At 42.1% G+C, this 26875-nt stretch carries 29 protein-coding genes; 25 read left to right on the top strand and 4 right to left on the bottom strand.

All coding sequences use genetic code 11. From position 1 onward, the window contains the following. Positions 1-13: 13 nt before the first annotated feature. The 13 genes from flhF (at position 14) to ENH88_RS03125 (ending at position 11931) form a co-directional block, all read left to right on the top strand. The gene (gene flhF, locus ENH88_RS03185) at positions 14-1495 is read left to right on the top strand and encodes a flagellar biosynthesis protein FlhF (protein WP_304179352.1); all 1482 of its coding nucleotides are present in this window, start codon (positions 14-16) and stop codon (positions 1493-1495) included. Further along, positions 1488-2348, top strand: a complete 861-nt coding sequence (locus ENH88_RS03180; protein ID WP_304179351.1) for a MinD/ParA family ATP-binding protein — start codon at positions 1488-1490, stop codon at positions 2346-2348. The genes flhF and ENH88_RS03180 overlap by 8 nt, the downstream gene beginning before the upstream one ends. A gap of 26 nt (positions 2349-2374) precedes the next feature. Beyond that, on the top strand, positions 2375-3085 hold the full coding sequence (locus ENH88_RS03175; protein ID WP_304179434.1) for an RNA polymerase sigma factor FliA: 711 nt from the start codon (positions 2375-2377) through the stop codon (positions 3083-3085). A gap of 40 nt (positions 3086-3125) precedes the next feature. Then, positions 3126-3509, top strand: a complete 384-nt coding sequence (gene cheY, locus ENH88_RS03170; RefSeq protein WP_304179349.1) for a chemotaxis response regulator CheY — start codon at positions 3126-3128, stop codon at positions 3507-3509. A gap of 17 nt (positions 3510-3526) precedes the next feature. After that, the gene (locus tag ENH88_RS03165; protein WP_304179347.1) at positions 3527-4291 is read left to right on the top strand and encodes a protein phosphatase CheZ; all 765 of its coding nucleotides are present in this window, start codon (positions 3527-3529) and stop codon (positions 4289-4291) included. Positions 4292-4305: 14 nt separating this feature from the next. Next, the gene (locus tag ENH88_RS03160) at positions 4306-6498 is read left to right on the top strand and encodes a chemotaxis protein CheA (RefSeq protein WP_304179345.1); all 2193 of its coding nucleotides are present in this window, start codon (positions 4306-4308) and stop codon (positions 6496-6498) included. Positions 6499-6566: 68 nt separating this feature from the next. After that, on the top strand, positions 6567-7694 hold the full coding sequence (locus ENH88_RS03155; RefSeq protein WP_304179343.1) for a protein-glutamate methylesterase/protein-glutamine glutaminase: 1128 nt from the start codon (positions 6567-6569) through the stop codon (positions 7692-7694). Beyond that, on the top strand, positions 7687-8451 hold the full coding sequence (locus ENH88_RS03150) for a flagellar motor protein (protein ID WP_304179341.1): 765 nt from the start codon (positions 7687-7689) through the stop codon (positions 8449-8451). The genes ENH88_RS03155 and ENH88_RS03150 overlap by 8 nt, the downstream gene beginning before the upstream one ends. Further along, positions 8451-9413: a flagellar motor protein MotB gene (locus ENH88_RS03145; RefSeq protein WP_304179339.1), complete on the top strand. Its 963-nt coding sequence runs from the start codon at positions 8451-8453 to the stop codon at positions 9411-9413. Before ENH88_RS03150 ends, ENH88_RS03145 begins: the two co-directional genes overlap by 1 nt. 8 nt (positions 9414-9421) lie before the next feature. Next, positions 9422-10192, top strand: a complete 771-nt coding sequence (locus tag ENH88_RS03140) for a ParA family protein (RefSeq protein WP_304179336.1) — start codon at positions 9422-9424, stop codon at positions 10190-10192. 3 nt (positions 10193-10195) lie between these two features. Beyond that, positions 10196-10993, top strand: coding sequence for a chemotaxis protein CheW (locus tag ENH88_RS03135; protein WP_304179334.1), 798 nt, complete (start codon positions 10196-10198; stop codon positions 10991-10993). Positions 10994-11012: 19 nt separating this feature from the next. Then, entirely contained in the window at positions 11013-11510 is a 498-nt protein-coding gene (locus ENH88_RS03130) for a chemotaxis protein CheW (protein WP_064666556.1), read from the top strand. Between the two features lie 16 nt (positions 11511-11526). Then, positions 11527-11931 carry a DUF2802 domain-containing protein gene (locus ENH88_RS03125; protein WP_304179332.1) on the top strand — a complete coding sequence of 135 codons (405 nt, stop codon included), beginning with the start codon at positions 11527-11529 and terminating at the stop codon, positions 11929-11931. A gap of 14 nt (positions 11932-11945) precedes the next feature. Here ENH88_RS03125 and ENH88_RS03120 read toward each other — a convergent pair whose 3' ends face one another. Both ENH88_RS03120 and ENH88_RS03115 read right to left on the bottom strand, forming a co-directional pair. Then, positions 11946-12254, bottom strand: a complete 309-nt coding sequence (locus ENH88_RS03120) for an EscU/YscU/HrcU family type III secretion system export apparatus switch protein (RefSeq protein ID WP_304179330.1) — start codon at positions 12252-12254, stop codon at positions 11946-11948. 3 nt (positions 12255-12257) lie between these two features. Next, positions 12258-14870, bottom strand: a complete 2613-nt coding sequence (locus ENH88_RS03115) for a flagellar hook-length control protein FliK (RefSeq protein ID WP_304179329.1) — start codon at positions 14868-14870, stop codon at positions 12258-12260. A 102-nt stretch (positions 14871-14972) separates the two neighbouring features. On the opposite strand from ENH88_RS03115, the gene ccmA reads away from it, so the two are divergent. Genes ccmA through ENH88_RS03065 form a run of 10 tightly spaced genes read left to right on the top strand, consistent with a single transcriptional unit; the run spans position 14973 to position 22720 of the window. Then, a complete protein-coding gene (ccmA, locus tag ENH88_RS03110) occupies positions 14973-15593 on the top strand; it encodes a cytochrome c biogenesis heme-transporting ATPase CcmA (protein WP_304179327.1) in 621 nt (206 codons plus the stop codon). Continuing rightward, entirely contained in the window at positions 15593-16279 is a 687-nt protein-coding gene (gene ccmB, locus ENH88_RS03105; RefSeq protein WP_304179325.1) for a heme exporter protein CcmB, read from the top strand. Before ccmA ends, ccmB begins: the two co-directional genes overlap by 1 nt. A 1-nt stretch (position 16280) precedes the next feature. Beyond that, positions 16281-17018: a heme ABC transporter permease gene (locus ENH88_RS03100; protein ID WP_304179323.1), complete on the top strand. Its 738-nt coding sequence runs from the start codon at positions 16281-16283 to the stop codon at positions 17016-17018. Between the two features lie 2 nt (positions 17019-17020). Then, positions 17021-17224, top strand: coding sequence for a heme exporter protein CcmD (gene ccmD, locus ENH88_RS03095; RefSeq protein WP_304179321.1), 204 nt, complete (start codon positions 17021-17023; stop codon positions 17222-17224). Beyond that, on the top strand, positions 17221-17700 hold the full coding sequence (gene ccmE, locus ENH88_RS03090; RefSeq protein ID WP_304179319.1) for a cytochrome c maturation protein CcmE: 480 nt from the start codon (positions 17221-17223) through the stop codon (positions 17698-17700). Before ccmD ends, ccmE begins: the two co-directional genes overlap by 4 nt. Before the next feature lies 1 nt (position 17701). After that, on the top strand, positions 17702-19669 hold the full coding sequence (locus ENH88_RS03085; protein ID WP_304179317.1) for a heme lyase CcmF/NrfE family subunit: 1968 nt from the start codon (positions 17702-17704) through the stop codon (positions 19667-19669). Then, positions 19666-20238 (top strand): redoxin family protein, encoded by a 573-nt coding sequence (locus tag ENH88_RS03080; protein ID WP_304179314.1) that lies wholly within the window; start codon positions 19666-19668, stop codon positions 20236-20238. The genes ENH88_RS03085 and ENH88_RS03080 overlap by 4 nt, the downstream gene beginning before the upstream one ends. Then, complete coding sequence (locus tag ENH88_RS03075; RefSeq protein WP_304179313.1) at positions 20235-20696, top strand: cytochrome c-type biogenesis protein; 462 nt, start codon at positions 20235-20237, stop codon at positions 20694-20696. The genes ENH88_RS03080 and ENH88_RS03075 overlap by 4 nt, the downstream gene beginning before the upstream one ends. After that, the gene (gene ccmI / locus ENH88_RS03070) at positions 20697-21977 is read left to right on the top strand and encodes a c-type cytochrome biogenesis protein CcmI (protein WP_304179311.1); all 1281 of its coding nucleotides are present in this window, start codon (positions 20697-20699) and stop codon (positions 21975-21977) included. 11 nt (positions 21978-21988) lie between these two features. Beyond that, the gene (locus tag ENH88_RS03065; protein WP_304179309.1) at positions 21989-22720 is read left to right on the top strand and encodes an MlaA family lipoprotein; all 732 of its coding nucleotides are present in this window, start codon (positions 21989-21991) and stop codon (positions 22718-22720) included. Positions 22721-22790: 70 nt separating this feature from the next. On the opposite strand, the gene ENH88_RS03060 is transcribed toward ENH88_RS03065, so the two are convergent. Then, positions 22791-24014, bottom strand: coding sequence for an EAL and HDOD domain-containing protein (locus ENH88_RS03060; protein WP_304179307.1), 1224 nt, complete (start codon positions 24012-24014; stop codon positions 22791-22793). 389 nt (positions 24015-24403) lie between these two features. On the opposite strand from ENH88_RS03060, the gene putP reads away from it, so the two are divergent. Beyond that, positions 24404-25918: a sodium/proline symporter PutP gene (gene putP / locus ENH88_RS03055; protein WP_304179305.1), complete on the top strand. Its 1515-nt coding sequence runs from the start codon at positions 24404-24406 to the stop codon at positions 25916-25918. 65 nt (positions 25919-25983) lie between these two features. Here the strand turns inward: putP and ENH88_RS03050 are convergent, their stop codons facing one another. Beyond that, positions 25984-26307, bottom strand: a complete 324-nt coding sequence (locus tag ENH88_RS03050; protein ID WP_304179303.1) for a YebG family protein — start codon at positions 26305-26307, stop codon at positions 25984-25986. Positions 26308-26568: 261 nt separating this feature from the next. Between ENH88_RS03050 and ENH88_RS03045 the strand changes: the two genes are divergently transcribed. Beyond that, positions 26569-26865 (top strand): ComEA family DNA-binding protein, encoded by a 297-nt coding sequence (locus tag ENH88_RS03045; protein WP_304179300.1) that lies wholly within the window; start codon positions 26569-26571, stop codon positions 26863-26865. Positions 26866-26875 lie beyond the last annotated feature (10 nt).

The raw sequence follows: 26875 nt of genomic DNA, 5'->3' as shown, positions 1-26875 counted from the left end.
AAGGGGTTGAACCATGAAAATAAAACGTTTTTTTGCTAAAGATATGCGTACCGCACTGAAAGAAGTGAAAGATGAACTCGGTGTAGATGCTGTTATCATGTCAAATAAAAAGTTAGCCAATGGAGTCGAGATTGTCGCCGCCGTTGATTATGAAAAAGCTGCCCCTAAAGCACCAGCACAGCCACAAGTTACAATGGCACAAGCACAAACCAATGCTAACTTTGTGAAACCTGCGCCGCAACGTACACAGCCTGAACCGCAAGCCGCGGTAGCTGACAGCCTACAAGCATTATTAGAGCGTCAATCACCACGTCCGCGCTCACCTGAGCTTGCCTCAATGTTCAGCCAGTCAGGGATTGATACTGCAACTCAGTATCAGCCACAGCAACAACATCAAGCACCGCAAACTCGCCATGAACCTCAAGCACATAATGATTTTGCTCGTCGCGATAGCGCGCCTCGTCCACAAACACAAGCACACAGCTTAGGTTTTGATGATGAGCTTGAAAGTGGTTTTGATGATTTAGATACGCCAGTGGCAACCAAAAGCGCAGCAAAAACTGATGAGATCAGCGCAATGCGTGATGAAATGGCCGCGATGCGTCAATTACTTGAATATCAAGTATCGGGTTTAATGCAACAAGATATGGCTCGTCGCGATCCAACTCGTGCTTGCATGATTGACCGCTTAGTGGGTATGGGCATCGACAGTGAAGTCGCAGAGCAAATGGCCTGTTTCATTCCTGATGATGTATCACGTCAGCAAGCATGGCAAGCACTGTTGCAAATGGTTGAAAACCAAATGCATACTACGAACAATGAAATTTTACGCCAAGGCGGAGTTTATGCACTTGTTGGCCCAACGGGGGTCGGTAAAACAACCACGGTGGCTAAACTTGCCGCCCTCGGTGCACAGAAGTACGGCGCTGATAAAGTCGCACTTATTACTACTGATACTTACCGTATTGGTGCTTATGAGCAATTAGCTACTTATGGCCGTATTATCGGCTGTGGTGTAAAACAAGTAAAAGATGCCAATGAATTAGCAGAAGTTTTATATCATTTACGCAATAAGCGTCTAGTATTAATAGATACCGCTGGCATGAGCCAACGTGATTTACGCTTAACCGAGCAATTAAATACGCTAATGCGTAATCAACGTGTCGATATTCGTAACTATTTGGTACTTAGCGCCACAGCACAAATTAACGTGTTACAAGAAACCGTAAGGCACTTTAAAAAAGTACAATTAAGTGGCTGTATTTTCACTAAATTAGACGAATCGCTAAGTTTAGGTGAGATTATCAGTATAGCGATTCAAAATCGCCTCCCAATAGGGTATCTTACTAACGGTCAGCGCGTTCCTGAGGACATTCGGGTCGCTAATGCAGAGAAATTAGTAAAAAAAGCTGAACAATTGTATTTAAAAAGAACAAAAGCACAACATTCAAGACGTCAAGCAGTAGCGTCAAGCACAGTAGGGATGTATGATTAACACAGTATTAGATCAAGCAAGTGGCCTGCGTAAAATGAGTCAAAACAATAATAACGGCGTTAAAGTTATCGCTGTCACAGGTGGTAAAGGAGGGGTTGGTAAAACTAACGTCTCACTAAACACTGCGATTGCGTTAGGTCAACTCGGAAACCGAGTATTAGTACTGGATGCCGATTTAGGTTTGGCAAATTGTGATGTGATGTTAGGACTGCGAGTAGAGCGCAACCTATCTCATGTATTATCAGGTGAATGTGAACTTGATGAAATTTTAGTCGAAGGTCCTGCAGGAATAAAAATAGTGCCTGCAACTTCTGGCTCACAAAGCATGGTCGAACTTTCTCCCTCTGAGCATGCCGGTTTGATCCGTGCTTTTAGCGAATTAAATACCGAATTTGATATATTAATCGTTGATACTGCTGCTGGTATTTCTGACATGGTATTAAGTTTTTCGCGCGCAGCGCAAGATGTCATGGTGGTAGTATGTGATGAACCAACCTCAATCACCGATGCTTATGCATTAATCAAGGTATTAAGCCGTGAGCATGGCGTATATAAATTTAAAATCGTGGCTAATATGGTGCGCAGTATGCGTGAAGGCCATGAACTATTTGCTAAACTCTCAAAAGTAACAGATCGCTTTTTGGATGTATCGATGGAGTTGGTGGCAACCGTCCCTTATGATGAAAATATGCGTAAAGCAACGCGCCGGCAAAAAGTGATTGTTGATTTATTTCCAAGTTCTCCTGCGGCAATAGCATTTAAAACATTAGCGACAAAAGCAGTTAAATGGCCTATACCTAATCAACCTTCTGGCCATTTAGAATTTTTCATAGAAAAACTAGTAAACGGCTAATTATGACGGCATCGGTGAATAAAGCGATGGGATATCAATCTACACAAAATTTAAATGTGATTGTTGAACGACATGCTTCTCTGGTCAAAAAAGTAGCGTGTCATTTAATCGCTCGTTTACCTGCGAGTGTGCAACTCGATGATTTAATTCAATCGGGGATGATAGGGTTAATTGAAGCATCAAAAAACTTTGATGCAAGTAAAGGCGCAAGCTTTGAAACCTTTGCAGGTATTCGTATTCGCGGTGCGATGCTTGATGAAATGCGTCGTGGCGATTGGGCTCCTCGCTCTGTACATCGTAATAGCCGCAAAGTAGCAGAGGCTATCAGCGAACTAGAAAGCGAACTTAATCGCGCGCCGAAAGACATTGAAGTTGCTGAAAAACTTGATATTACACTGGATGAGTACCATCATATTCTTAATGATGTCAATTCAAGTAAAGTGCTAGGAATAGAGGACTTAGGGGTTGATGAAGATGTAATTACCCCTGTGGGACATGATTTAGCGCTAGACAAGCCCTTTAATAACGTTAAAAATGAACGTTTTAATCAATCATTGTTAACGGCTATACAATCTTTACCTGAACGAGATGGGTTAGTATTGTCGCTGTATTATAACGATGAAATGAATTTAAAAGAGATTGGACATATACTCGATGTAAGCGAATCGCGTGTGAGTCAGATACATGGTCAGGCGATGATTAAGCTCAAAGCAAAAATCAATGACTGGATAAATTAGTAGTAAGTAAATATAGGTTCAGACCTCACCGGAGGATGTTTTGGATAAAAACATGAAAATTCTTGTTGTTGATGATTTTTCGACGATGAGACGTATTATCAAAAATCTGTTAAGAGATTTGGGTTTTACAAATGTACAAGAAGCTGATGATGGCTCAACAGCTTTACCGATGTTACAGAATCAAGAATTTGATTTTGTGGTAACAGATTGGAACATGCCGGGCATGCAAGGGATTGATTTGTTGCGCGCTATTAGGGCCGATGACAGCCTGAAACATCTTCCAGTTTTGATGGTAACAGCAGAAGCTAAAAAAGAACAAATAGTTGCTGCTGCCCAAGCTGGTGTTAACGGCTATATCGTTAAACCATTTACAGCTGCAACACTTAAGACCAAATTGGAAAAAGTGTTTGAGCGTTTAGGTTAAATAAATAGGAGAGGCTTATGTCAGCACCAGCTGCGCCTCAGATCAGTTTAGAACAAGCCCGTCAGCTTGTGGTTTACCTTGAAAACGGTGAACAAGAAAAAGCTGATCAATTAATTATTGATGCGGCGTCAAAAGAGCAATCAGAATTATTCGCCGAAGTAGGCAAACTGACGCGTCAGCTTCATGACGCGTTGAAAAATTTTGAGCTTGATACACGTTTAGCTGACTTGACGACTGAAGCTATCCCTGATGCTAAGCAGCGCCTTAATTATGTTATGGAAATGACAGAAAACGCTGCCAACAAGACCATGGATGCGGTAGAAGCAAGCTTACCAATTGCTCAACAACTTGCAGATGAAATTTCACATATCAAACCTACGTGGGACCGTCTCATGAATCGTGAAATTGAGCTGGGAGAGTTTAAAACACTCTGTCATAGCTTAGATAACTTCATGAATAACTCACAAGCTAAAACGGATGAATTGCAAGGGCTGATGACCAATGTGTTAATGGCGCAAGATTTCCAAGATTTGACTGGTCAAGTTATCCGTCGGGTGATCGAATTAGTTAGAGAAGTAGAAGACAGCTTGATCCACTTGTTAACCGCATTTGGCAGCCAAGATGATAGCGAAACAAAAACAATAGCACCAGCCATTGAAAAACCGCCTGCTGAAAATACACTTGCAGGCCCTGAAGGGCCAATTATTGATAAAGAATCTCGTGATGATGTTGTCTCAGGGCAAGATGATGTAGATGATTTATTATCAAGCTTGGGCTTCTAAGAGGAGAAAACTGCATGAGCTTTGAAGTCGATGAAGATATTTTACAAGATTTTCTAGTAGAGGCTGGAGAAATTCTTGAGCTTTTGTCAGAACAGCTGGTGGAGCTTGAAAATAACCCAGATGATACCGAATTACTCAATGCAATTTTTCGTGGTTTTCATACGGTCAAAGGTGGCGCTGGCTTTTTAAGTATGACTGAGTTAGTCGATGCTTGTCACGGCGCTGAGAACGTGTTTGATTTATTACGCCAAGGCGTGCGAAAAGTTAATTCTGAGCTGATGGATGTTATCCTGCAAGCGCTCGACACAATTAACGAAATGTTCGCGACTATCCAAAGCAGAGAAAAGCCAGAGCCTGCCAATCCTGAACTACTCGCCGTTTTACATAAGTTAGGTTTGCCGCCAACTGCTGATGAAATCAGTGGTGCAGCAGCATCAGTGGATGAGACACCTACACCAGTCGTAGATGCTGATGCTATTTTAGATGATGACGATCCATTTGCATTTGACTTATTATTTGATGGTCAGGTAGATAGTGACCAAAATGATACTCAAATTGATGAAATTACTGAAGATGAATTTGAAAGTTTACTCGATGAGCTGCATGGTAAAGGCCAAAGCCCAATAACCACAACCGGTTCAGTGCATAATGATTCATCGAGCAGTGATATTACTGATGACGAATTTGACAACTTATTAGATGAATTACATGGTGTTGGCAGCTTTGGTATGGTGAGCAACAATACTGCAAGTAGCCAAGCTGCTGCTCCTAACCCCGCGCCGATTGAAGCGCCGAAAAGCACCAACCCAGATGAAATCAGTGATGATGAATTTGAAGCTTTACTTGATGAACTGCATGGTAAAGGAAGTGCTCCCCAAGCGACAGAATCAGCACCTGCGCCAACGCCATCCGCTGCTGTTGCCGCTAAGCCTGAAATTAAAAAACCAGCTCCAAGTGAAGCAAGTAAGGCGGTTGAAAAGCCAACCCCTACAGCAACGCCTGCGCCAGCCCCTGCTGCGGCTAAAAAAGCGCCACCACCACAAGCCGATACCACAGTGCGCGTTGATACTAAGCGCCTCGATCAAATAATGAATATGGTCGGTGAGTTAGTATTAGTTCGTAATCGTTTAGTGAGCCTTGCCACCAATACTGAAAGCGAAGCGATGGGTAAAGCCATCTCTAACCTTGATGTAGTGACAGCAGATTTACAAGGTGCGGTGATGAAAACGCGGATGCAACCAATCAAGAAAGTGTTTGGTCGTTTCCCTCGTGTGGTACGAGATTTAGCGCGTAGCTTGAAAAAAGACATTAACCTGTTATTGGTTGGTGAAGAAACCGATCTAGATAAAAACTTAGTTGAAGCACTGGCTGATCCACTTGTCCACTTAGTACGTAATTCAGTTGACCATGGTATTGAAATGCCAGATGTGCGTGAAGCTGCAGGTAAATCGCGCACAGGTACCGTGACATTGTCAGCATCTCAAGAGGGTGACCATATTTTGCTTACCATTCGTGATGATGGGGCGGGTATGGATCCTGAAAAGCTGAAAAAAATTGCCATTAATAAAGGGGTACTTGACCACGAACAAGCAGCGCGCTTGTCTGATACGGAAGCGTATAACCTCATTTTTGCACCTGGCTTTTCAACCAAAGAGCAGATCTCGGATATTTCAGGCCGTGGCGTAGGTATGGATGTGGTGAAAACCAAAATTACCCAGCTTAATGGCTCTGTGAGTATTCAATCTGAGCTAGGTGTTGGCACAATCCTAGAAATTAAAGTTCCGTTAACGTTGGCTATTTTGCCGACATTGATGGTGGTTGTCGGTGAGCAAACATTTGCATTACCACTGGCTGGTGTTAATGAAATATTCCACCTAGATCTAACTAAAACGAATGTTGTTGATGGTCAATTAACTATTATTGTGCGTAAGAAAGCACGACCGTTGTTTTATTTAGAACATTGGTTAGTTAAAGGTGCAGACAGATCATTACGCAAAGCGCAAGGCCATGTTGTAATTGTACAAATAGGTACGCAACAAGTTGGTTTTGTAGTGGATTCATTGATTGGTCAAGAAGAAGTGGTTATTAAACCGCTTGATGCTTTACTACAAGGAACACCGGGTATGGCAGGTGCAACGATCACCTCTGACGGCGGAATAGCGCTGATCTTAGATGTGCCAAACCTGTTAAAACACTACGCAGGTTAGTCCAATTCTTATCTTATTGTGAGAGCTAAACATGGCTCTCACAGATAAAATTTAACAAGAGTATGCCAATGGCAGTTAAAGTTTTAGTTGTTGATGATTCAAGTTTCTTTCGCCGTAGAGTGAGCGAAATACTCGAGCAAGATAAGGATATTGAAGTCATTGGTTTTGCAGTAAACGGCCGAGAAGCCGTAGACAAAGCAAATCAATTACGACCAGACGTAATCACTATGGATGTTGAAATGCCGGTGCTTGATGGGATTAGTGCTGTCAAAGAGATCATGGCAGCCAACCCAACGCCAATCCTGATGTTTTCTTCACTGACTCGTGATGGCGCAACAGCTACCTTAGATGCGCTTGATGCAGGTGCTTTGGATTTTTTACCGAAAAAGTTTGAAGATATTGCCCGTAATAATGAAGACGCGATTAAACTACTACAAAATAAAGTAAAAGAAATTGGCCGCAGACGATTATCACGTTTTAGTCGGCCTACAGCAACAACGCCAGTGACGCCCACGTCTACAGCGACTACAACACGACCTGCAATTACTCAGCCTGATCGAAGTTTTAACCGCAGTACTGCGCCTAGCCCAACCGCGAATATTCGTGCATCAGGAAAAAAATATCAAATTGTCGCCATTGGTACCTCTACGGGTGGGCCAGTTGCACTACAAACGATTTTGACTCAGTTACCGGCTAATTTCCCACACCCAATTTTGTTAATACAGCATATGCCTGCAGCGTTTACACCTGCGTTTGCTGCCCGCTTAAATGGTTTGTGTAAAATACAAGTAAAAGAAGCTCAACAGGGGGATAAATTAATGCCTGGCGTGGCTTATTTGGCACCCGGTGGTCAACAAATGTTGATTGAAGGGCGCGGTGCTAATCGTACACTGCGGGTTTTTGAAGACGATAGTGTGCGGATCACTTATAAACCGAGTGTCGATGTCACTTTTGCCAGTACTGCGAAAGCCTTTCAGGGGGATGTACTCGCTGTTGTGCTTACTGGCATGGGGGCCGATGGACGCGATGGTGCAAGAATGTTGAAACAAGCTGGCGCCACTATTTGGGCACAAGATGAAAAAACTAGTGTGGTATATGGCATGCCGCAAGCGGTTACAAGTGCAGGATTATCATCGGCAAGTATTGCGCTTAGCGACGTTGCTACTCGGTTAGTTCGTGAGATTGGTTGTGGATAAACTGTCATTTTTAGGCCTGTTAGTTGCACTTTTTGCAATTGGCTTTGGTTATTCATTGGAAGGTGGGGTCGTTAGCGCATTATTTAATGGCCCAGCATTGATAATTGTACTCGGTGGCACACTCGGAGCGGTGATGCTGCAAACACCCGCCAGTACTTTTAGCAAAGTATTAAAGATTAGTCATTGGGTGTTTTTTCCGCCGAGTCATGATATTGATGGGGCAATTGAGCAAGTTAAAAGTTGGTCACAGAAAGCGCGTCAAGAAGGGTATTTGGCACTAGAAGAGATTGCGTTGACGCACTCAGACCCTTACGTTGCCAAAGGGTTGAGTTTACTCATTGATGGTAATAGTGAGCAAAAGCTCAGAGACACACTCGAAATTGATTTATTACTGGAGCGTGAGCGTTTACTTGAGGCCAGTCGTGTCTATGAAGCGTTGGGCGGTTACAGCCCTACCATTGGTATTTTAGGTGCGGTGCTTGGGCTTATTCAGGCGATGTCGTTTATCACTGATCCCGAAAAATTAGGAGCCGGTGTCGCAACGGCATTTATCGCGACTATTTACGGTGTTGGCTTAGCCAATTTATTGTTTTTGCCAATGGCTAACAAACTGCAGCAGCAAGTTGAACAAAAAATGCTTTACCATGAGCTACTCGCTGAAGGAATTATTGCGATGAGCCAAGGCGATAGTCCGGTCAATATTGAGCTTAAACTTGAAGCGTATCGCGTTGAGCGACCAACTCAGTTACAACAATAATGATACGCCGCCGTCTTCGCCATTCATCGAATAAAAATCAACATACTGAGCGTTGGCTGGTTTCGTATGCCGATTACATGACTATTATGTTTGCTTTTTTTGTGGTGATGTATGCCATTGCTATCAATAAAGAAGAAAGCTTTCAAATTTTATCTGATTCGCTGGAGCAAGTTTTTGATAAATCAGCTCGTCAGCATTCCCAAGCAGGCCAGGGCGTAACTGGCACTGGTTTATTAACCGATAGAGTCAGCCCTGAGAAAGAACTACTGTTTGGTGAAAGTATTCAAAAGCAAGAAGTTGGCCCTGAACTGCTTGATGGTCAAAGTGATACGAGTAATATAAAACAAAAGCATTTAGGTAAACCTCTGGATAGTTTACTGACTAAACTGCAATCAGCTTTAATTGATGAAATACGCGACGGCGAAGCCAGTTTAGAGCTACACCAAGATTGGTTGATTATTGAATTAAGCTCTGGGATGTTGTTTTCAAGTGGTAGTGCCGTGGCACACTTACGTGCAAAACAAGTGATCAAATTAGTAAAAGATATAATTGCGCCCGTTGATAATTACATTCGTGTTCGTGGTTATACCGATAATGAAACTATTCATAATGAAATGTTTCGTTCAAACTGGGAGCTGTCTGTGGCACGGGCCACTTCTATTTTAGTCGAACTAGATACGCTGGGCATTAATCCTGCGAGAATGGCTATAGAAGGCTATGGTCAGTATTCACCCTTCGCCGAGAATGACACCGAGCAAGGTCGTGCAGAAAATCGTAAAGTAGTGGTGGCATTATCTAAATATGGTTTACCAGCGAAACCAGCAGTCGCTGAGGAGCTAGAAACGCAGCAACTAGCAGCAGAGCCGCAAGCAATTGAGTTGCCAAGTGATGATAACAGCATTAAAGTGATCCAACTCCCACATGGTGGCATACGAATTACAACGCGCAATGAAAAAAAATAAGGTGTGATGTGAAAATCTGGACGGTAGCGAATCAAAAAGGCGGAGTAGGGAAAACCACCACGGCTGTGAGTTTAGCTGGCATATTAGCGCTGCAAGGAAAGCGAGTATTACTGATTGATACTGATCCCCATGCATCTTTAACCTATTACTTTGGCATTGACTCTGAAGATTTAGAAGTCAGTGTATATGATGTATTTGCCCGTGGTAGCGCGATGGTCAGTGAAGAGATTTTACAAGCGCTTTGCCCATCAAATATTGATAATTTAGACATTTTGCCTGCTACCATGGCGATAGCCACCTTAGATCGCAGTATGGGTAATAAAACGGGGATGGGGTTGATTTTAAAAAAAGCGCTAACAAAAATCAGTGAACATTATGATTATGCTATATTAGATTGTCCGCCAGTGCTGGGTGTTTTAATGGTGAATGCGTTGGCTGCCAGTGAACGGATTTTAGTGCCGGTGCAAACGGAGTTTTTAGCGCTAAAAGGGCTGGACCGCATGATGCGAACCATGGAATTAATGCAAAGCTCGCAATCAAAGCAGTATCAATATACCATTATTCCGACAATGTATGATAAGCGCACCAATGCATCCCTCGAGGCATATAAAACATTACAGCAGAGCTACCAAGAAAAGGTTTGGCCAGGGGTAATACCTGTAGATACGAAGTTTCGTGATGCAAGTTTAGCCCAGCAAGTACCGGTTCAGTATTGTCCACGCTCAAGAGGTGTTTATGCTTATCGTGCATTACTCGATTATTTAATTGAACAAGGTTAATGAATGAGTAAGCAATTATTTGCTAATGAAAAAGTAATGACCCAGTACTTGGGGGCTTTACTGTGCGAAGAAGAAAAGTCGACGGACTTAGAACCGGTTGCAAAATTACTCGAACAAGTTTCATCGACAGACACTAGCAATAAAATGCCAGCGAAAGCGTCGCAGCAAACGATTGTGCAACCAGGTGCACTGGATGAGCCAAAACCAAGTGCTGAAGAAGAAATACCGCCACAAATTACACCATCCCTTGAGAAACCGCAGATCCAAGCTAATATCAATGATATAGCTAAAGTTAATAGACAACTTGATGTCGTTGAAGCGAAAACGCCAGTACAACGTCAAGAGGATTACTTTGATGGCGAATTTCAAGCATTATTTTTTGAAGTAGCGGGGCTGACCCTTGCAGTACCCCTCAAGGCGCTTGGGGGCATTCATCAATTAGGTGAAGTAAACCAACTGTTTGGTAAACCTAAATGGTTTAAAGGGGTTATGCTCAATCGTGAAGAAAACCTGAATGTGGTTGATACCGCTCGTTGGGTGATGCCAGAAAAGTATACCCAAGAGTTAGAAGACAAATTAAACTACCAATACTTGATCACCTTAGGTGATAGCCAATGGGGATTGTTGGCAGAAAAGCTAGTAAATAACATCACACTTCGTAGTGAGGATGTGAAATGGCGAGCTAAAAGTGGTAAACGGCCTTGGCTTGCAGGTGTAATTAAAGAAAAAATGTGTGCCTTAATTGATGTGCAAAGCTTAAATCAATTATTAGAGCAGGGCTTAGATAGCCGCGAGCAGTAACGATATTCGGAGTACTAACATGAGTGAACAAAGATTATTATCAACCAGTAAAAATACCGACGGCAATGATGAAGTATTGCAATGGGTCACTTTTAAGCTGGAATCAGAAACCTATGGCGTAAATGTAATGCAAGTCCAAGAGATTTTGCGTTACACAGAAATTGCGCCAGTACCTGGCGCGCCAAGCTATGTATTAGGGATCATTAACCTACGTGGTAACGTTGTAACCGTTATTGATACCCGCGCACGATTTGGTTTAATGTCGGCTGAGGCAACGGATAATTCACGGGTTTTGATCATCGAAGCAGAAGAGCAAGTTATTGGTATTCTCGCTGACAGTGTCGCTGAAGTGGTTTATTTACGCAGCTCAGAAATCGACAGCGCACCAAACATTGGCACAGAAGAAAGTGCTAAGTTTATCCAAGGTGTAAGTAATCGCGATGGCGAATTATTGATTTTAGTTGATTTAAACAAATTGCTAAATGATGAAGAGTGGGACGAGCTGAGCGGTTTATAACGCTTACGGAAGAACTATGTTGGTATACTCGTTGCTTGGCGTCTCATTGTTACTTGTTATAGTATGTTTGGGGCTAATTTTTATCAATAATAATAAACACGTTGCAGCGTTAAAAAGTCGAACGCTGCAACTGCAAGAAGCACAACAACAGCTGAGTATTTTACGCAGTGAAGTGGCTGAAATGCGTACCGGTATGCTAAGTATTGGCAAGCGGTTAGTTGCTGTGGAGCAGCGTAATCAGGAATTAGCGCAATTACAAGATGCGCAAAAGTATGATGATCCTGATGCGAAAATTTACTCTCGTGCAGTCAAAATGGTTGAGTTAGGCGCGGATCTCGAAGAGATCATTCGTGAATGCGAGCTGCCTCGCGCCGAAGCTGAATTATTAATGTCGTTACATCAGCAAAAGGGCGCTAATTAGCGCTTTTTTGCTGCTTAAGCCTTAATATTTAACTTACCTTGAAAGTCTTGCCAGCCTGGTGGAAACTTTCCCCGTAGTACATACGAAAAAGCAATCAACTCGGCAATCACATAATACAACTCTTTGGGGATCTCCTCACCTAGCTCTAAATGCGATAATGTTTTTGCCAAGGCTTCATCTTTGTGGATCAAAATGCCTTTTTCTTCCGCGACTTTAATAATTTCTTCTGCCAGCTTGCCAAATCCTTTACTGGCTACTGTTGGTGCGCGGCCTGCTTCGTAAAGTAAGCCAATTGCAGATTTATGTTGAGAACTTTCACTCATAGTCTAAACCTTTATATTAATAATGGCATGGGATTGGTAAAATGCTTGGTGTTGTGGCGCGCCTTGACTAAGTGCCAGTTCGCCTACCTGTAAGCCATGAGCAGTGAGTTTATGGCGCAGACTTTCAAGGTGAGGATGCGCCATTGCTGTAACCTCTTGGCTTGATGCCAGCAATTGGCAATCGAGTGCCTTATCCATCAACTCTGCGGTGATCTGCAACTGACCCAGCTCGGCATAATCAAAATTAAGCCGGACAAACCAAACATTTTTTCCTTCGAGTTGATCTTTACTGGGTTTTTTATATTGTCCTAATGATATTTCGGTTTGTGCAGTGTCCGGTGGCAGTCGCATCGGTAATAAAAACTGTACCAACGGATTTGTATCCGACTGCTGATTAATAGGAGTACTATTAACTTGGCTGATTGCCGTTTTTATTTGGCTCAGCTCCGCGGCCAATGCTTGTGATTGCGGTTGCAGTAATTGCTCTTGGAGTTTTTGCGGATTAGTCGCTTTAAAGTTTGGTACTAATACTTGTAGTAGGGCATCTAATGAACTTTGACTGTTAAAATTTAAGGCACTGATATTCGCCAAGCTTGGGGTGGCTAAAATACCCACCGCTAAGTGTTCAAGGGATTGGCTAAAACTATTTTGCAGCGCACTTGGGGTTAAGCTTTCAGGGCGCAAAACGCTGAGTATTTCTCGTTGAATGGTTAACGGTTGCAGCGATTGACTATCAATCATCCGGCTAAAAGCCTGATTAACTAATCGATTCAAATCAACATTATCACTGACTTTAGTATTGATAAATTTATCGATTTGCGCCGCGACTTGCTGCTTATCACGGGCTGCGGAGATGTTAAAATTAGGTAATGGTTTTTCGAGAGGAGTTTTTAGTAGCGACGCCAGCAATTTGGCTTCTAGTGGCAAGCTTAACTGACTGATTGGTAAACCTGTTGTAAGCGGCCCTTTTAACTGCGTGGGTAATGAAAGTGCTGCGAGTTGCTCTGTTTTGTTAGTACTCACTTTAGCTGTGGTTGCAAGCAGTGGTGGTTGCACGTCATTTTTTTGGATGCTTTGATCTGCAACAGCGTTTTTTACTGTTTTTGCGAGAGCTTCGCCGTGGTTAGTTGCCGTGCCAATAGGTTTACTGTCACTGCTTGGGTTTGAGCTGGATAGTAAAGGGCCAGCTTGTTGCTGTTTTTGTGGTGATGTAACAGCAATATTTTGTGAATTAACTGCCGATGTAGCCTTAGTTTGCTCAGTCGTTGCTGGTGTATTTTTATGTACTGGTTCAGTCAGTGCCGTTTTATTTGGCTGCAGTGGGGCGGCTACTGCCATGGGTAATTGTATTGCTTGTGTAATGCTGGCTAAGCCCGCTTTTAATTGCTGGAATATCTGCACCAATGGGGGGGCTTGATGAAAGTTTTTAGGTAATGATGTCGCTTGACTTATATCTGCTTGCAATGGCTGGGGATGGTTAACTGCCAGTGCCGCAAGGTTTATTCGCGTTAACGATTTTGGCAACAAGGTTTGCTCTGTTTGTGGCGCCTGTATTAGCCGCTGGGTTGAGGTCGCCATACTAGGTTTAGCGCTGCTTGGGCTAAGCTGACTAAATGGTTTACTTTCAAAATAGCGTACTGCATCGTTGATACGGGTTTTTAAATCGGCAAAACTGTGCTGTAGCCACGAGCTGATCGGACTGCTACTGACTAGTGATGGGCTGACTGGCGTTGTAGGAAAATTTGTCGGTGTTGATAGTTGGCTTTTCTGTACCAGTGCCTGAAAAGTGTGGGTTAATGAATTTTTTAGCAACAAAGCTATTTTAGGTTGTTGTGTTTTGATTATAAGTTGTTCATTAACAGCGATGAGTTGTACTTTTTGCGCCACTGTATTGGCTTGGTGTTGGCTGTGAAGTTGGTTATTGCTGGGCGGCACAGTCAGTTTGAGATTACCGTTATAATTATTAAAACTCAGGGTTATCGTGTTTTTATCTAACTGAAGTTGCCCTTGCGGTACCAGCTTAGTTAACCAAACCGCAAGTTTTGCTTGGCTGATTGGTTGTTGGTGCAAAGTATCAGCAAAACGGTTAACTATACTCAAGGTAAAATTGCGACTGTTTGGGGTGATAATGGCTTTCAGCCCTGTTTCATTATGTAATAGTTGTGCGAGTTCTTTATTAACAGGAATACTGGCATCTAATTGGTTTAATAGTAATTTTGCAGCAGGCTGTAAAATAATTTGTAATGACAATGGCTTATTGTTGAGTTGATCACCGCTGTTGATAAAATTTAAAATGCTTTGTAATTGCTTTGTTTGATGCAGACTTATTGCTGTTTGTGTTGGCAAAATAGTCAGTTGCTTACCATCATGACTAAGTTGAATATCGGCACTGGCAATTCTTGCTGGGGTACTTTGCGACTCAGTGGTAGCTAAGCGTAATGTTTGCCAATGTTTGTCAACGTACACTTCCAGCTGCACTGAGCCTTTAGCAAATACAATATTTTTGGCACTGAGCGTTTGTTCGCCCAGAACTGGTATTTGCTGTCCTGCGCCATTGTGCGACGAATGACTGACAGAAAGCGAATTGGCTAATGTTATCTGTGTAGGTTTATTCATTATTTTACATCAAGTTTTCATTAATCGGTGTAAAGCATTATTCGTATTACCCTATCATTATGCTAGACTAACGCCTAATTTTGGGTATAGAGAATCATCATCTTGTTACACATTAAGTCCGTCACCTGCATCAAGCAAGACCGTTGTTTGTTTGCGGATCTTAATTTCCGCTTGAAATCAGGTCAAATCATGCAATTAGCAGGCCCAAACGGGGCTGGTAAAACATCATTATTGCGTATAATTGCGGGTTTTTCTGCGCCTGATGAAGGGCAAGTGATGTGGCAGGGTGAATCGATTGTAAAAAATTATGATGAGTTTGCCCGTGAGTTATTGTTTATCGGTCATAAAACCGGCGTAAATAACCAACTGAGTGCGATTGAAAATCTACGCTTTTGGTTGCAAATACAAGGTTATAACACCGCTCAAGACCTGTATCCGTTACTGGCTAAAATTGGTTTAGTCGGCCTTGAAGATGTGCCAGTGCGTACTTTATCAGCAGGGCAACAGCGCCGTGTTGCATTGATTCGACTGTGGCTTAATGATGCGAAGTTATGGGTACTTGATGAACCTTTTACAGCGCTAGATAAAGCCGGTGTTGCGTTTTTACAACAACGATTTTTAACTCACCTTGAGCAAGGTGGGGCGATTTTATTAACCACCCATCAAGACTTAACTACCCACTTTGCACAGTTACAAACCGTGACGCTGGAGTACCGACACTGATGTTACGCCAACATTCATATTGGCAGCTGTTTAGTGCCGTTTGTAAAAAAGACTTACAGTTGGCCTTTCGCCAGCGTGCTGAAATTGTTAATCCCATTTTGTTCTTTTTGATTGTTATTACTTTATTCCCGCTAGCGATTGGCCCTGAACCGGGTCTTCTTGCGCGTATGGCGCCGGGCATTATTTGGGTCGCTGCATTACTATCAACCATGTTAGGGTTAGATAAGTTATTTCGTGATGATTTTAATGATGGTAGTTTAGAGCAATTAATTGCTTCATCATATCCGTTACCGCTAACAGTACTTGGCAAAGTCGTCGCCCATTGGTTGATTACTGGCTTACCACTGGTGTTAATGACACCGCTGTTTGCACTGTTGCTAAACCTAGACAATCAAGCGTTAATAGCGACTGTGCTTACTTTATTGTTAGGTACACCATTACTTAGTTTTATCGGCGCCATTGGTGCTGGGCTTACCGTGGGGTTACAAAAAGGGGGCATTTTGATGAGTTTGCTCGTATTACCTTTGTATATCCCAGTGTTAATTTTTGCAACGTCCGCTATTGATACCAGCACTATGTCGCTGGATTATAGTGGTCAGCTTGCTATTCTTGGTGCGATGCTCGTCATTGCTATTATCAGCGCACCAATCGCCATATCGTCAGCATTGAAAGTGAGTGTAAGTTAATATGTGGAAGTGGTTACATCCCTACGCTAAAGCAGATCGTGCATATCAATTATGTAATACGTTACTGCCCTATTTTGCCGTGATAACGGTTGTCTGTATGCTCGTTGGTTGGGTCTGGGGGTTAGCCTATGCGCCTGCCGACTATCAGCAAAAAGACAGTTATCGTATCATTTTTATTCATGTCCCTTCAGCGATCCTATCGATGGGGGCTTATTCATCGATGGCGATTGCGGCAGTGATCGCTTTAGTATGGCAACTTCGTAATGCTGAATTGGCAGTGATTGCTATTGCACCTGTTGGTGCTTGTGTGACAGCCATCGCATTAATCACCGGCGCTGCATGGGGCAAACCTATGTGGGGGGCATGGTGGGTGTGGGATGCACGGCTTACCTCTGAGCTCATTCTATTATTTTTATATTTAGGTGTGTTGTCTTTATACCATGCCTTTGAAGATAAAAAAGCAGCGGGTCGTGCTGCAGCTATTTTGGCGATTGTCGGGGTTATTAATCTGCCAATTATCCATTTTTCGGTTGAGTGGTGGAACACCCTGCATCAAGGTGCCACTATTACTAAGTTTGACACGAAAGCTATTGATTCAAGTATGTTTTGGCCATTAATGGTAAATATAGTCGCCTTCGCTGGTTTTGTTGGTACGGTGACGTTGATGCGTCTTAAAAATGAAATTTTACAACGTGAGAAGCACCGCCCTTGGGTGCGTCAGTTGTTAAATAGGGGCTAGTTATGCAGTTTGATTCTTTTTCTGATTTTATTGCCATGGGCGGCTATGGTTTTTATGTATGGCTCTCTTTTGGTACATGTGCATTGATTTTGTTAGGTATTTTAGTTAGTTCTTTAAATGATACCAAGCGCATTATGGCTTCTGTGCAGCAACAAGCTGAACGAGAAGCGCGTATTCAGCAGGCTAAACAGGAGCAACAACTATGAATCCAAGACGCAAAAAACGTCTGTTAGCTGTAGCAGCCATTGTATTTGGTGTTGGGGCTGCAATTGGTTTAGTGCTGTATGCGCTGCAAGAGAACATTAATTTATTTTATACCCCGAGTGAATTAGTCGAAGGTAAAGGCCCAGCTAAAGAAAAACCACATATTGGTCAAAAATTACGTATTGGTGGCATGGTGGTTCCAGGCTCTGTGATCAGAGATGAAACCAGCTTACAAGTCAGCTTTAAATTAATTGATACTGGCCCTTTAGTCACGATTAAATACCAAGGTATTTTGCCGGATTTATTTCGTGAGGGACAAGGGATTGTGGCGCAAGGGGTGTTGGTTGAACCGAATGTAATTGAAGCGTTTGAAGTATTGGCAAAGCATGATGAAGAATACATGCCAGCTGAAGTTGCTGAAGCGGTAAAGGGAATCAAACATGAGAAACCTAAATATAACTTAGAAAGTGGCAATTAAGATGATCCCAGAAATCGGTTATTTTTCCCTAACACTGGCCATGGTGCTGAGTGTTTTATTGTGTATTTTTCCTTTATGGGGCGCATATACTGGTAATTTACGACTAATGCGTGCAGCGCCTTCATTAGCCGTTGGCCAATTTGTATTTGTGCTGTTGGCATTCGCAGCCCTTATTTACGCAAGTTTAACTGATGACTTTACTGTTGCATACGTAGCGTATCATTCCAGCAGTACTTTACCTTGGTATTATAAAATCACTTCGACTTGGGGCGGCCATGAAGGCGCTATTTTGTTATGGTTAGTGATGCAAGCAGGTTGGACTGCAGTCGTTGCGGTGCGTTCTAACTCACTACCTTGGATATTGCGAGCACGTGTACTGGGCGTGTTAGGCTTTTTAGGGGTTGGCTTTATGCTTTATACCCTGTGGATGTCGAACCCGTTTGAATTATTACTGCCGTATTTTCCTGTTGAAGGTCGCGACCTCAACCCGTTATTGCAAGACCCTGGCATGATCATCCATCCGCCTTTGCTGTATATGGGCTATGTGGGACTATCTGTGTCATTTTCATTTGCTATTGCAGCGTTATTAACCGGTAAGCTAGATAATACCTGGGCTAAATGGTCACGTCCGTGGACTATGACTGCGTGGGGCTTTTTAACCTTAGGCATCACAATTGGTAGCTGGTGGGCTTATTCTGAGCTTGGCTGGGGCGGTTGGTGGTTCTGGGATCCCGTTGAAAACGCATCACTCATGCCATGGCTTGTGGCAACGGCATTATTGCACTCATTGTCGGTAACTGAAAAACGCGGTGTGTTCAAATCATGGACAGTACTACTTGCTATAGCGGCATTTTCATTGAGTTTACTGGGCACATTTATTGTTCGCTCTGGCATTATCGTGTCTGTACATGCCTTTGCAACCGACCCTGATCGCGGGTTATTTATCTTAGCGTTTTTAGCGATCGTCGTCGGTGGCGCATTAACGTTATACGCCTTTAGAGTATCGCAAGTGCGCAGTGAAGGACGTTATAAGCTGGTATCACGTGAAGTGGCATTATGGCTCAATAATATATTTTTAGTGGTGGCTACTTTTATTGTGTTACTGGGTACTTTATTACCTATGGTGCATAAAGAAATGGGCTTAGGCAGCATTTCAATTGGCGAACCGTTTTTTAATAAAATGTTTGCCATTCTTTTGGTACCGTTTGCCATTCTAATGGGCATAGGGCCTTTGCTACGTTGGAAGCAAAATAAGTGGTCTTTTTTGCAAAATAAATTACTTACTGCTGCGCTAATAAGCATTGTTATAACAGCCACTTGGTTGTATTCAAGCTATGCCGTTGTTGCACCTTTAACGTTATTGGCAACCACACTTGCGGTATGGATTGTGGTGACTACCGGTGTTGACTTGTATGTTAAAGCAACCGTACAAACTAATTTTAGCCAAGGCCTTAAAAGGCTAGCGCTTAGTTATTGGGCAATGGTGTTAGGTCATATTGGTATCGCTTTTGTTATTGCGGGCGTTACGTTAACCTCGGCGTATTCTGTTGAGCGTGATGTCTCAATGAAACCGGGCGAGATCGTAGAGTTAAATCAATACCAGTATCGTTTTGAAGGGGTGAATACTATTCGTGGGGCAAACTACAGTGGCCATGCGGGAGAAGTGAGTGTCCTGAAAAATGATAAGCTAGTTACCGTATTGCATGCTGAAAAGCGCCGCTATGATATTGGTATGCAATTTATGACTGAAGCGGCAATTGATGCTGGTTTTACCCGCGATTTATATTTGGCGTTGGGTGAGCAGTTAAGTAACGGTGGTTGGTCACTGCGAATTTATCATAAACCCTATGTACGTTGGATGTGGATTGGTGGTGTGTTGATTTCACTCGCTGGCTTTATGATTTTGGGTGATCGACGCTATCGCACGAGCAAAAAGAAGTCTGATAAATCAGAGGAGCAGTTAGTATGAATCGCAAATTATTAGCGCTGATACCGCTGCTAGCATTTGCTTTAGTATGTGTGTTTTTATTCCAAGGTTTGTTTTCTAATCCTCGAGAACTGCAAACTGGCCGTTTAGGTCAGCCAATGCCAGCTTTTGATTTACCTGATTTAATGCAGGACTCAAAGCGTTGGCAGGATAGCCAATTAAAAGGCGATGTCTATTTACTTAATGTCTGGGGCACTTGGTGTCCTACTTGTTTAGCTGAATTAGATTATTTAAGCCAATTGCGTGAGCAAGGCGTTAAAATTATCGGGCTTTACTATGTGCAAAGTTATGATGCCGATTTTGATGGTGAATTTGATTTGCCAGCGCTGCGTGAAGAAGTTAAGTCAATGCTAAGTCGGGCCGGTGATCCGTATCAGTTTAATATTCTTGATTTACACCGCACTTTATCCCTTGATCTAGGTGTGTCGGGTGCGCCGGAGACTTTTTTAGTGGACAGTAAAGGCACTATTTTATTGCATCACACCGGCGATATAAACCCGCGAGTCTGGCGTGCTAAATTTGCGCCCTTAATGCAGGAGTTACAGCCATGAAATATTTTTTAGTTGTATTGATCATGCTTATCAGTGGCATCGCTATGGCTGAACAAGACCGTTATCAGTTTGATAACAATGAACAAGCACAACGCTTTTCAGAGTTGACCAAAGAATTACGTTGCCCTAAATGTCAGAATCAAAATATTGCCGATTCAGATGCCGTGGTTGCTAAAGATCTTCGCGAAAAAGTATTAGCTTTAGTGAAAGAGGGCAAATCGAAAGACGATGTGATTGCATATATGATTGACCGTTATGGTTATTTTGTTCATTACGACCCTCCTGTTACACCAGCAACATTGGTGTTGTGGGTCTTACCGATATTGATTGTGGTATTTGGTTTTGGGTTTATTATTTTTCGGCAACGAAAGGCCGCGGTTAAACAAACATGGAGTGAGCAAGATGAAGCGCAATTAGCCAAGCTCATTGCGCAAAACGAACGTCAGGAGCAGATTTAAATGATACTAATGTGGGTTGCTTTTGTATTATTAACCTTATTAGCTGTGGCGTTTGTTGCTCTGCCTTTTTTGAGTAAAGAGCGCGTACAAAGCCTTACTTACAATGCTAACTCAGAGCTTATTGCTATTTTTCATCAGCGTCTTGGTGAGTTGGCGAACGATTTGTCAGAGCAACGTATCGATCAAGTTAACCATGATGAATCGGTGGTTGAACTTAAACGCCGTTTACTGAATGAGTTATCACCTGAAAAGTCGCTAATGAGTAAAGGTAACAACCGTATCTTTGCATTAACAGGCAGTGCCTTTTTGGTGGCGTTTACAGTTATATTTTATACTGCGACGGGCTCCCAGCAACAATTGCAGAATTGGCACAGTGCGATGGATAATTTACCTGCCTACGGTGAGCGAGCTGTAATGCAACAAGGTGAGCCTCTAAGCCAAAATGAATTGCAAGCATTTGCGTTAGGGTTACGTACTAAACTTGCCCAAAGTGGTGATGATCAAGTGGCCTGGATGTTACTTGGCCGGGTTGCTATGTCACTGAACGAATACGATATGGCGCAACAGTCATTTGATAAAGTGCTGCGTCTGGATCCTGACAATATGCCTGTGCTGATCAGTTATAGCCAAGTGTTATTACTTGAGGGCAGCGATGCTAATATGACCCGCGCTGCTGGTATGCTCTCTAAAGTGCTTAAAGACGATCCAACTAACCTTGATGCTATTTCATTGTTGGCGTTAATTGCTTATGAACGTCATGATTGGTTACAAGCAAAAGCCGCTTTTGAAGTACTGTTAAATAGTATGGATAAGCAAGACTCACGTTATAGCATGATTGCTCAGCGGATTACTGAAATTGAAGAAAATATTACTGCTGGAAATACACAGCAACAAGTTCAGCAGGGCAGTGACGAAGATAATAACGTAGCCCAAACGAGTACTATTAAAGTCACAGTTGATCTTGCGCAACAGCTTGTAGACAAGCTGCCAACGCAAGGCACCTTATTTGTATTTGCTAAGGCTGCCAATGGCCCGCCAATGCCATTAGCTGTGGTTAAGTTGACAGATTATCGTTTTCCAATTGAAGTGCAGTTAAGTGATAGTAATGCCATGGTTGCCGGATTAACGCTTTCAAGTGTTGAGCAAATAATTTTAACCGCGCGTATTTCAAAAGATGCCTCGGTAATGCCTGCAACGGGTGAGTTAGAAGGGCGTTCTGAAGTCTTAGAGCGCAGCCAAACTCAGGCTTATGATTTACTTATCAATGAATTAATACCTTAAAAGGATCAAAGATGTTAAGACAGAGTTTAGTTTTATTGGCATTACTTGTACTTGCAGGATGCGCGCAAGTTCCTGATGAAAAAGTAGATGAGCGGGACCCACTACAATCATTTAACCGGCCAATGTACGATTTTAATATGGATGTGCTGGATGCTTATGTGCTGCGTCCTGTTGCCGTTGGTTATGTAGCCGTCACGCCAACTCCGGTGCGTCGCAGTGTTGTTAACTTTACCGATAACATTAGTGCGCCAACCGATGTCATCAATGCCAGCTTACAAGGTAAGGCTGGTAATGCAGGAATTAGTGTTGCGCGGTTTTTAGTTAATTCAACGGTCGGTATTTTTGGCTTGTTTGATGTGGCTACATCACTTGGTTTAAATATTGTCGATGAAGACTTTGGGCAAACTCTCGGTGTGTGGGGAATTGGCGATGGTGCTTATTTAATGCTACCCGGCATGGGCCCTTCAACAGCACGTAATTTAACCGGTGATGTGGTTGATAATTTTGTGTTACCGGAGATAGCCTTAACAACGCCACAAACTGTGCTGGTGTTTGTGCTGAAAGCCGTTGAGGCACGTGCTTCATTAATTCCACAAGAAAGCTTATTAAATGAATCGCTTGATCCGTATATTTTTATGAAAGATATTTACTTTCAACGTCAACTCTATGAACTACATGACGGTAATCCACCGATCGAAGAAGAGCCTGAAGACTTCGATGAAGACTTTTTAGAAAGCCTTTAGTGTGCAGTTTAAAAATAAATAAAAATGCCAGCATCTAAGCTGGCATTTTTATTTTCAAAGCAAAGCGAGATTATCCACCGAGTACTTTCATTTGCTCATTCGCCCAATGTACAGCGTCATGGTAGGCATCTGGCACTTTTTCAGCCGCTAAGCCTAACTCACCTTGAATCGCATTCGCGCCTTGCCAGTTAGCTTGCTCATACTGTTTTACCAATCGCAGATACTGTGCCAGCAAACCCTCATCATTTAATAAAGCTAATTTGATGTCATTCGATAATGGCAGTTTTTTCATTACACTGGCCATATCTTCATCCAATATGGCATCCATTAATGACATCATACCGGTTAAAAAAGCCATCCCAGTATCTTTGAGTTTACTGTGGTTTATAGCCAGTAGCTCAGTAAAGCGCGCTCTGGTTAACGAAAGCCGTATTAATTCTGCAGGTTTATCACCAGCTACTTGAGCAGCAAACAATAACGACAAAAACTTTTTGATCTCTTGCGCACCTAACACAATGAGTGCTTGTTTGATGGTGCTGATCTCTGCTCTGCGCTTAAATGCCGCTGAATTACTATAACGCAATAATTTATAGGAAAGATTTACATCTCGCTCAAATACGTCGGTAATTTTCTTTAAATTAACCTCGACAACAGAGGTCTCATAAAGCAGTTCAGCCAATGCGATTTCCGATGGCGGCAAAGTTTTACTTTGCACCATTTCTGGTTTGGAAAAGAAAAACCCTTGAAAGTAAGCAAAGCCAAGCTCTAATGCTAATTGGTACTTTTCATAGGTTTCTACTTTTTCAGCTAATAACTTTATATGCGGATAAGGCTTAACTTCTTCGATTATGGTATGGATAGTGTCCAGTTCGCAACTGAGAAAATCTATTTTTATAATATCAATAAAGGGATAAAAATGACGCCACACAGGTTGATGGATGTAATCATCCAACGCCAATGTGTAGCCTTTTTCTTTTAACTCTTTGACTATTGCTAGTAAGCGTTTCCCCGGTTGAATTGTTTCGAGTATTTCTACAACAATCTGATCTTTACCCAGTAGTGTTGGGTAGCCTTTTTGTAACGTTTCCAGCGTAAAGTTGATATACGCTGGTTTATTATCAGTGAGATCTTCTAAACCAAAATTAAATTGGCTGCCTTCAATCAACCGAGTTGTTGCCTCATCGCCATCAATATCTGGGAACACATTATCAACGCCGTCACGAAAGAGTAACTCATAACCTACAAGTTCTTTGTTTCGATCTAAAATTGGTTGGCGTGCAGCATAAAAATACATAAAAAATGGATCCACATCAGTTAAACGAATACTTGGGCAATATAAGGTAAAACAGCATAAATAGCATTAATTATATTTACAATATAAATACTAAAGTATTGATTATTTAAGAAATCATTGATCTAATCCTAGGGTAATTAAGCATTAATTACCATATTCTATTGGTAAATTGTTATTTAACTCGTAAAAACAACTTTACCTCATACGGTTGCATGGTTATCGCAGTAATTGGAGTTATTCACCCTTAGCATGCTATAGTCAACTTCTAGGATGGTTTTTACACCAATAATGACTTTGTATCATATTGATTTAATACTGATTTGTGAGTCATTATTAGGATTAAAAGCCAGGTTTTAACTTCAGAGTTGGAGGCGAATTTGGAAACTGGAATGATTATTTCTTTAGCTGCGTATTTTATCGTAATGCTAGGTATTGGCTTATATGCATATAAGCAGTCTACCGCCGACGTATCTGGTTATATGTTGGGTGGAAGAAGTTTATCTCCAGCAGTAGCGGCTTTATCTGCCGGCGCATCGGACATGAGTGGTTGGCTACTGATGGGTTTACCCGGTGCAATGTATCTATTTGGTTTAAGTAAAGTATGGATTGCAATTGGTTTGGTACTGGGGGCTTGGGCAAACTACTTTTTAGTCGCACCACGCTTGCGTGTGTATACTGAAAAAGCAAATGATTCGATTACTATCCCTGATTACTTTGCTAACCGTTTTGCTGATAATAAAAATATATTACGTGTTATCTCGGCAATTGTAATTATTGTTTTCTTTACACTTTATACCTCATCGGGGGTTGTTGCCGGTGGTAAATTATTCGAAAATTCATTTCAAATGAGTTATGAAACAGGGTTATACGTTACCACGGGGGTGGTGGTACTTTATACCTTGTTTGGTGGCTTTTTAGCCGTTAGTTTGACTGACTTTGTGCAAGGTTGCATTATGTTTATTTCCTTGCTAGCGGTTCCTGTAGCAACTTACATGATGTTAGAGCAGCCGGTGATGGATACATTAGCCAACGCACGTTATGATTTATTATTGAGTTCACCCAAAGAGACTGAGATCCACGCACTTAATATGCTCGATTGGTTTGCTGGTGGTTCTACCATCGCGATTATTTCTGCAATGGCATGGGGCTTAGGTTATTTCGGTCAACCGCATATCATCGTTCGTTTTATGTCAGTTCGATCCGTTAAAGATATGCCTACCATGCGTCGTATTGGTATGTCGTGGATGACGCTTTCGGCAATTGGTGCCGTGTTAACTGGATTATTTGGTGCTGCTTATATGATTGAAAACCAAATGCTAATTGACGATAAAGAAACAATCTTTTTAGTGTTATCTGAACTGATATTCCACCCGTTAATTGCTGGTTTTTTACTTGCTGCAATTTTAGCGGCGATCATGAGTACTATTTCGTCGCAGCTATTAGTATGCTCAAGCTCACTAACTGAAGATTTTTATAAGATTTATCTAAACCGCAGTGCTTCACAAACTGAATTGGTTTTAGTGGGTCGAATTAGTGTGTTACTAGTGGCATTATTTGCTATTTACTTGGCTTATGATCGCGATAGTTCGATTTTAGATTTAGTCAGTAATGCTTGGGCTGGTTTTGGTGCTGCATTCGGCCCATTAGTATTGCTAAGCTTATATTGGAAGCGAATGAACCTACAAGGTGCGATAAGCGGCATGGTTGTCGGTGCTGGCACAGTGTTGGTGTGGATCTATGCGCCAATAACCATTAATGGTGAGAGCCTTAGCAGTATCATCTATGAAATTATACCGGGCTTTATTTTATCAAGTATTGCGATTGTAGTGGTGAGCTTATCAACACCGCCTCCAAGTAAAGAGATCACGCAGTTATTTGATGAAGTAGAGGGCTCGCTGGCCTAATAATAACCAGACCAACAAAAAAGGAGCTTTTTATAAGCTCCTTTTTATTTGTTAACTTGTTGGTATTAGCTCGCGGCTTTGTCAGTGCTGGCTTTTAAGTCAGCCACGTTTTCTGCTGTTTTCTTCGTTTTAGCCGGTGCTGCTTTAGCAGGGGCAACATCTTTAGCGCCTTTGAGTACATTGATAAAGTCGTCTTTACTTTTTGCAATCTCAAGTGCAAGCGATTCAATTTGTTGTTCACTTAAAGGGACATCCACTTTTTCTAGCATCATCTCAAGCGACTCTGCTATATCAAGCATTTTATCATACGCATCCGCTTCTTTTTTAGTAGTAAACGTCATACGCTCGACTCCGTTTCTTTCTACAACATATTTAACAACAACAGCCATGATTTCTCCTGCCAATTTGCTTGGTGAATAACATGTTCACCTTGATTGATTACTGTTTTTATGTACAGTAATAGTTTGTTGGCCTTTTTGCAAGTGAACATTTTTATTTTTTTACTATCGGTATATTGACAAAGAGGTACAACTTTACTTTATTTAAATGGTCGCACTTTTTCAGTATGACTTTATTTGGATGTAGTCCAAAAGTGAGGGCATTAAAATCAACTATTAACTGAGTCCACGTATGGATCATGGAGAAGAAACATGAAGTTTTTAACTTTAATAGTGGTAGTGCTTGGCCTCGCTATTTCATTGCCTAGTAATGCAGCTGTAACTAAAACCGAAGCAACTGAAAGTGCGGAAAAAAGCCAGTTAGTCAATGTTAATCAAGCAACAGTCGAACAACTTATCCAACTGCCAGGTATTGGTAAATCAAAAGCGCAGGCGATCGTTGATTATCGTACCAAGCAAGGTAAATTTAAGTCTATTGCTGATTTGGCTCAGGTGAAAGGAATTGGCGACAAACTCATCGCTAAACTAGAAGGGAAAGTCAAATTTTAATAAGTTAAAT

The organism is Pseudoalteromonas prydzensis, assembly GCF_011050055.1.
GTDB classification, from domain to species: Bacteria; Pseudomonadota; Gammaproteobacteria; order Enterobacterales; family Alteromonadaceae; genus Pseudoalteromonas; species Pseudoalteromonas prydzensis_A.
This window is presented reverse-complemented; position numbering and strand designations above follow the sequence as displayed.

Excerpts from the sequence above, each read along its gene's own strand:
- ENH88_RS03125 (WP_304179332.1), top strand. The coding sequence starts at position 11,527 with ATGTTGGTATACTCGTTGCTTGGCGTCTCATTGTTACTTGTTATAGTA.
- ENH88_RS03045 (WP_304179300.1), top strand. The coding sequence starts at position 26,569 with ATGAAGTTTTTAACTTTAATAGTGGTAGTGCTTGGCCTCGCTATTTCA.
- ccmD (WP_304179321.1), top strand. The coding sequence starts at position 17,021 with ATGCAGTTTGATTCTTTTTCTGATTTTATTGCCATGGGCGGCTATGGT.
- ENH88_RS03085 (WP_304179317.1), top strand. The coding sequence starts at position 17,702 with ATGATCCCAGAAATCGGTTATTTTTCCCTAACACTGGCCATGGTGCTG.
- flhF (WP_304179352.1), top strand. The coding sequence starts at position 14 with ATGAAAATAAAACGTTTTTTTGCTAAAGATATGCGTACCGCACTGAAA.
- ENH88_RS03065 (WP_304179309.1), top strand. The coding sequence starts at position 21,989 with ATGTTAAGACAGAGTTTAGTTTTATTGGCATTACTTGTACTTGCAGGA.
- ENH88_RS03100 (WP_304179323.1), top strand. The coding sequence starts at position 16,281 with ATGTGGAAGTGGTTACATCCCTACGCTAAAGCAGATCGTGCATATCAA.
- ENH88_RS03080 (WP_304179314.1), top strand. The coding sequence starts at position 19,666 with ATGAATCGCAAATTATTAGCGCTGATACCGCTGCTAGCATTTGCTTTA.
- putP (WP_304179305.1), top strand. The coding sequence starts at position 24,404 with ATGATTATTTCTTTAGCTGCGTATTTTATCGTAATGCTAGGTATTGGC.
- ENH88_RS03165 (WP_304179347.1), top strand. The coding sequence starts at position 3,527 with ATGTCAGCACCAGCTGCGCCTCAGATCAGTTTAGAACAAGCCCGTCAG.
- ENH88_RS03120 (WP_304179330.1), bottom strand. The coding sequence starts at position 12,254 with ATGAGTGAAAGTTCTCAACATAAATCTGCAATTGGCTTACTTTACGAA.
- ENH88_RS03145 (WP_304179339.1), top strand. The coding sequence starts at position 8,451 with ATGATACGCCGCCGTCTTCGCCATTCATCGAATAAAAATCAACATACT.
- ENH88_RS03060 (WP_304179307.1), bottom strand. The coding sequence starts at position 24,014 with ATGTATTTTTATGCTGCACGCCAACCAATTTTAGATCGAAACAAAGAA.
- ENH88_RS03155 (WP_304179343.1), top strand. The coding sequence starts at position 6,567 with ATGGCAGTTAAAGTTTTAGTTGTTGATGATTCAAGTTTCTTTCGCCGT.
- ccmB (WP_304179325.1), top strand. The coding sequence starts at position 15,593 with ATGTTACGCCAACATTCATATTGGCAGCTGTTTAGTGCCGTTTGTAAA.
- ENH88_RS03175 (WP_304179434.1), top strand. The coding sequence starts at position 2,375 with ATGGGATATCAATCTACACAAAATTTAAATGTGATTGTTGAACGACAT.
- ccmI (WP_304179311.1), top strand. The coding sequence starts at position 20,697 with ATGATACTAATGTGGGTTGCTTTTGTATTATTAACCTTATTAGCTGTG.
- ENH88_RS03115 (WP_304179329.1), bottom strand. The coding sequence starts at position 14,870 with ATGAATAAACCTACACAGATAACATTAGCCAATTCGCTTTCTGTCAGT.
- ENH88_RS03160 (WP_304179345.1), top strand. The coding sequence starts at position 4,306 with ATGAGCTTTGAAGTCGATGAAGATATTTTACAAGATTTTCTAGTAGAG.
- ENH88_RS03180 (WP_304179351.1), top strand. The coding sequence starts at position 1,488 with ATGATTAACACAGTATTAGATCAAGCAAGTGGCCTGCGTAAAATGAGT.
- ENH88_RS03135 (WP_304179334.1), top strand. The coding sequence starts at position 10,196 with ATGAGTAAGCAATTATTTGCTAATGAAAAAGTAATGACCCAGTACTTG.
- ccmE (WP_304179319.1), top strand. The coding sequence starts at position 17,221 with ATGAATCCAAGACGCAAAAAACGTCTGTTAGCTGTAGCAGCCATTGTA.
- ENH88_RS03075 (WP_304179313.1), top strand. The coding sequence starts at position 20,235 with ATGAAATATTTTTTAGTTGTATTGATCATGCTTATCAGTGGCATCGCT.
- ENH88_RS03050 (WP_304179303.1), bottom strand. The coding sequence starts at position 26,307 with ATGGCTGTTGTTGTTAAATATGTTGTAGAAAGAAACGGAGTCGAGCGT.
- ENH88_RS03130 (WP_064666556.1), top strand. The coding sequence starts at position 11,013 with ATGAGTGAACAAAGATTATTATCAACCAGTAAAAATACCGACGGCAAT.